Genomic DNA, 4,775 nt, shown 5'->3' on the forward strand with positions numbered 1-4,775 from the left:
GGGCCGGATGCACAGCTCTGGCACAGCCCCGGTTCCTGGGAGGTTCAGGCTCGGTTCTTAGCGTCGTCCTCGCCCCGATTGACCGGGGTTGACTTAGACCACGTACCGGAAGGACTCAGATGACCGAGCCCAGGCCTGACAGCCACGAGGAGACCACCCCTATCCCCGTCGAGGACACCACCGCGACCGAGCAAACTGCCGCGACCGAGCAATATACGGCGGACACCGCGGCACCTGCCGGGGAGGGGGCCGGGGCGCCGCACGTCGATGCGGCTGCGACCACGACATTGCCGCCGGCGCAGGCTCCCGGACAGGACGCAGCTGCGGCTGTGCCCGCCGCCGGCACAGCGCGAATGAAGAAGCGCCCCTGGTACCGCCGCACCTGGGTGGCCGTCGTTGGCGGTATCGCCATCGTCGCGGCGTCATTCGGCGCGGGCTGGGCCGCCCATGAGGTGCTCAGCCCCGATACCCCGGCGGTGGTGGAGCAGGGCGATTTCGATCCCGGCCAGGGCGGCCCCGGCGGAGGCGGCCAGATGCCCGACGGCGGTCCGGGTCAGATGCCCGGCGGCCAGATGCCCGACGGCTCTGGTGGCGGCGGGCGCACCACCCCCGATGACGGCTCAAGCGACGACTCGGGCGGCGGCACGACCTCCGAAGACGAGGACAGCACGGGCGTGCTGCAGAACGAGAGCACCTCGGCCTGAGGCTTCACATCTGCGGCATCTCGCCGCTTTGAACGCCAACTGTCTGGAGGCGCGAACGTTGCCGCTGCCGTAGGGGGTTGCCACGAACACGTCATAGGTGTGTACTTGTATGTGAAAGTTGTCGCGGCGATGCGACAGCGTGATCAGGCAAGGGACGCCTCATGAGTTTCCACGACGCCGTCGTCTATCAGGTTTATCCGAAGTCGTTCCGCGACACCACGGGCGACGGCGTCGGCGATTTACGCGGCATTATCGAGAAGGTGCCGTATATCGCGTTCCTGGGCGTCGACTACGTCTGGCTCAACCCCTTTTACCCCTCACCGGGCAGGGACAATGGCTACGATGTCGCCGACTATTGCGCGGTCGATCCTGCCATGGGCACCATGGGTGATTTCGATGAGCTCGTTGCCGCGCTGGCGGCTCACGGCATCAGTCCCATGCTCGACATGGTCCTCAACCACGTGTCCACTGAACACGAGTGGTTCCGCCGCGCCCTGGCCGGTGAGCAGCGCTACCGCGACTTCTTCTACATTCGTCCCGCCCGCGACGACGGTTCCCTGCCCACGAATTGGGGATCCAAATTCGGCGGTCCGGCTTGGGCCCCCTTCGGGCCGCTCGACGACGTCGGCCGCCCCCGGGGAGGCGAGTATTACCTCCACCTGTTCGATCCGGGACAGGCTGATCTCGATTGGCACAATCCCGAGGTCCGTGCCCGTGCCGCCGAGGTTATTAACTTCTGGCGCTCCCACGGGGTGCGGGCCTTTCGATTTGACGTCATCAACCTCATCGGCAAGACCGAGCCCCTGGAAGACGCCCCCGCCGGTACGGATGACCGGCTCATGTACACCGACGGGCCGCTGGTACACGACTATCTGCGAGAACTGCGTCTGGCCAGCTTTGGCCGGGACTCGGATTCCGTCACGGTCGGGGAGATGTCCTCCACGAGCATCGCCGCCTGCGTCGACTACACCGCGCCCGCGCGGCGTGAACTGTCCATGGTCTTCAACTTCCACCATCTCAAGGTCGACTACGCCCAAGGCCGTAAGTGGACCCGCGCCGCCCCAGACATCGTCGAGCTCAAACGACTGCTGAACGACTGGGCGCTCGGACTCCAGGCCGGAGGCGGCTGGAACGCCTTGTTCTGGAACAACCATGACCAGCCACGCGCTCTCAACCGTTTTGGCGACCCGGTTCACTACCACTACGAGTCCGCCACCATGCTGGCCACCGCTATTCATCTGTTGCGCGGCACCCCCTACATCTACATGGGCGAGGAGTTGGGCATGACCGACCCCGCCTACACCCGCATCGAGGACTACGTGGACATCGAGGCCCTGGGCGCCTATGCCGAGCTGATAGCGGCCGGGCGCAGCGAGGCGGAGGCCTTCGCCATCGTCCATGCCAAGGCGCGAGACAACGCCCGCACCCCCATGCAATGGGACGCCACCCCGGGCGCCGGCTTCACATCCGGCACCCCCTGGCTGCGTCCCACCAACCAGGCCGTCATCAACGTTGCTGCCGAGGAGGCGGAGGGCAGGATCCTGCCCTACTACCGGCGTCTGGTGAAACTACGCAAAACCGAGCCGGTTATCGCCGACGGCGACTACGCGCCCTGGGCGCTGGACAGCCCCGACGTCTTCGCCTACATCCGTACGCTCGCCCCCGGGGGCGAGCACGACGCCCCAGGCGCCCCCGTTCCGGCGGACACCGCCGCAACGCGGCTGCTCGTCCTGACCAGCTTCCGTGGCTATGCGACCACGGTTGAGATTCCCCCCGAGTTCCTCGCCGGGGAAGTACTCATCGGGAACTATCCCGAACGTCCGCTCACCTCGGTCATGACCCTGTCACCCTACGAGGCGCTGGCCGTCATTGTCCGCACTCCGACCCGGAACTGAGAGGAGCACTCCATGTCCACCGCACCAGTCACGGTGCTCGTCGCCCCCGTCGCCGGGGAGGTCGTTGCCCTCGCTGCCGTCCCCGACCCCGTGTTTTCCTCCGGGGCACTGGGCGAGGGCTTCGGCGTCGTCCCCACCGCCGGCGACGTCGTCGCTCCGGTATCCGGCGTCGTCAGCATGGTGGCCGAGACCGGCCACGCCGTCGGCATCAATACCCCCGATGGCCTGGAGGTCCTCCTGCACCTGGGAGTGGACACCGTCGAGCTTGAAGGCAAGCCGTTCCGCCTGACCACCGCCGTCGGCCAGAGCGTCAACGCCGGTGATCCCCTGGGCGTCATGGACCTCGCGGCCATCACCGCAGCCGGCAAGGACACGACCACCATTGTCGCCATCACCAACTCCGCCGCGACCCTGGCCACCTGCGACGTGACCACCGGCACCGCCACCGTCGGCGCCCAGGTGGCCACCGCCACCTTCGCATCGGCCCCCACCGCTGACAAGGCCGCAGCCCCCACCGCCGACGGCGCCGCGCCTCCCGCAGCCGCCGGTGGTCTGACCGGTTTCGACGCGACCGCTCACGACATCATCGCTGGCGTCGGCGGGCCGGACAATATCCGCTCCGCCATCCACTGCATCACCCGGGTGCGCTTCTATCTCAACGATGAGTCCCTCGCCGATGACGCAGCCGTCACCGATATTGAGGGCGTCATTGACGTCGCCCGTGCCGGCGGCCAGTACCAGGTCGTCATCGGCGCCACCGTCGACGACGTCTACGATGCCATCATCAAGCAGCTGCCCAGTCTGTCGGAGGAATCAGAGGAAACGGCCCCCGCCGCCCCGAAGCCGACCACTCCGATCGGCTGGGTCAAGTACGGCTTCTCCTCCCTCATCGGCGTCATTACCGGATCCATGATCCCGGTTATCGGGGTGCTGGCCGCCTCCGGCATCCTCAAGGGCCTGCTGGCGCTGCTCACCCAGTTCGACGTCATCAGTTCCAACACGTCGACCTACACGTTCATCAGCGCCATGGCCGACTCCATGTTCTACTTCCTGCCGATCGTTATCGGCTTCACCTCAGCCCGGCGACTGGGCGCCGACCCCATCATCGTCGCCATTATTGGCGGGGTGCTCGTCTACCCGTCGGTTGTCTCCATGGCGGATTCCAGTGCCGAGGGCTACACCATCTACGCGCAGATCGGCCGCACCGTCTTCAACGCGGAGTTCTTCGGCATCCCGGTCTCCCTGCCCGAGGGGAACGCCTACGCCTACTCGATCTTCCCCGTCATTGTGGCCGCCTGGCTGGCCAGCAAGATCGAGCCCTGGCTCAAGAGCTGGATTCCCGCCGTGGTGCGGTCCATCTTCGCGCCGCTGCTGGAGATCTTCATCGTCTCTGCGCTCGTGCTCGTGGTCTTCGGTCCGATCGTCATGACGATCTCCGGTGCCCTGGCCGCTGGCATTAACGCGATCCTGGGGCTGTCCTACCCAATTGCCGGCCTCATTATCGGCGGCTTCTACCAGTGCCTGGTCATCTTCGGCCTGCACTGGGCGGTCATCCCGATCATCTCCCAGCAGATCGCCGATCCCGGCTTCTCTCCGCTCAATGCCATTGTGTCGGTATCGATGATCGCCCAGGGTGGCGGTGCTCTGGCGCTGTGGGTGAAGGCCAAGAGTCCACGCGTTAAGCGTCTGGCCGGCCCGGCCACGATCTCCGCCATGTGCGGGGTGACCGAGCCCGCCATGTACGGTCTCAACCTCAAGTACGGTCGCGTCTTCATCACCGCCTCCATCGGCGGCGCCGTTGGAGGGCTCGTGACCGGCCTCATGGACGTCAACATGTGGGGTTTCACCGGCGCGTTCGTGGGATTCCCCTCTTTCATCAACCCGGAGGGAATCGACGGCTCTTTCACCGGTTTCTGGGTGGCCTCGATCGTGACCCTGCTGGTGTCCTTCCTGACCACCTTCTTCTTCGGCTTTAAAGAATCCGACTTCGAAACCGAACGCACGGTGGAGAAGGTTCGGCTGGGCAACCGCGAACCGGTCGCCCGGTAACCGCCCTTCGCCGAAACCGGCACTTGTTACGCGCCGAGACCGGCACTTATGACGTGCCGAGACCGGCACTTGTTACGCGCCGAGACCGGTTGCCGCGGTGCCGGGACGCTGCGCTCGGGTGCGGGAC

General features: G+C 66.1%; 3 protein-coding genes. All 3 read left to right on the forward strand.

Going from position 1 to position 4,775, the window contains the following annotated elements; translation table 11 throughout:
• Nucleotides 1–119: 119 nt before the first annotated feature.
• The 3 genes from RWX45_RS08340 to RWX45_RS08350 all read left to right on the forward strand — a co-directional run bounded on the left by RWX45_RS08340 (nucleotide 120) and on the right by RWX45_RS08350 (nucleotide 4,648).
• Nucleotides 120–704: a hypothetical protein gene (locus RWX45_RS08340; RefSeq protein ID WP_316023268.1), complete on the forward strand. Its 585-nt coding sequence runs from the start codon at nucleotides 120–122 to the stop codon at nucleotides 702–704.
• A 161-nt stretch (nucleotides 705–865) separates the two neighbouring features.
• Nucleotides 866–2,599: an alpha,alpha-phosphotrehalase gene (locus RWX45_RS08345; protein WP_316023269.1), complete on the forward strand. Its 1,734-nt coding sequence runs from the start codon at nucleotides 866–868 to the stop codon at nucleotides 2,597–2,599.
• Between the two features lie 12 nt (nucleotides 2,600–2,611).
• The gene (locus tag RWX45_RS08350; protein ID WP_316023270.1) at nucleotides 2,612–4,648 is read left to right on the forward strand and encodes a glucose PTS transporter subunit IIA; all 2,037 of its coding nucleotides are present in this window, start codon (nucleotides 2,612–2,614) and stop codon (nucleotides 4,646–4,648) included.
• Nucleotides 4,649–4,775: the final 127 nt, after the last annotated feature.

Origin of the sequence: Actinomyces sp. MRS3W, from assembly GCF_032465695.1 — a bacterium.
Taxonomy (GTDB): domain Bacteria; phylum Actinomycetota; class Actinomycetes; order Actinomycetales; family Actinomycetaceae; genus Actinomyces.

What these genes read in the sequence shown, in the direction of transcription:
- RWX45_RS08350 (WP_316023270.1), top strand. Translation starts at nt 2,612, where the DNA reads ATGTCCACCGCACCAGTCACGGTGCTCGTCGCCCCCGTCGCCGGGGAG.
- RWX45_RS08345 (WP_316023269.1), top strand. Translation starts at nt 866, where the DNA reads ATGAGTTTCCACGACGCCGTCGTCTATCAGGTTTATCCGAAGTCGTTC.
- RWX45_RS08340 (WP_316023268.1), top strand. Translation starts at nt 120, where the DNA reads ATGACCGAGCCCAGGCCTGACAGCCACGAGGAGACCACCCCTATCCCC.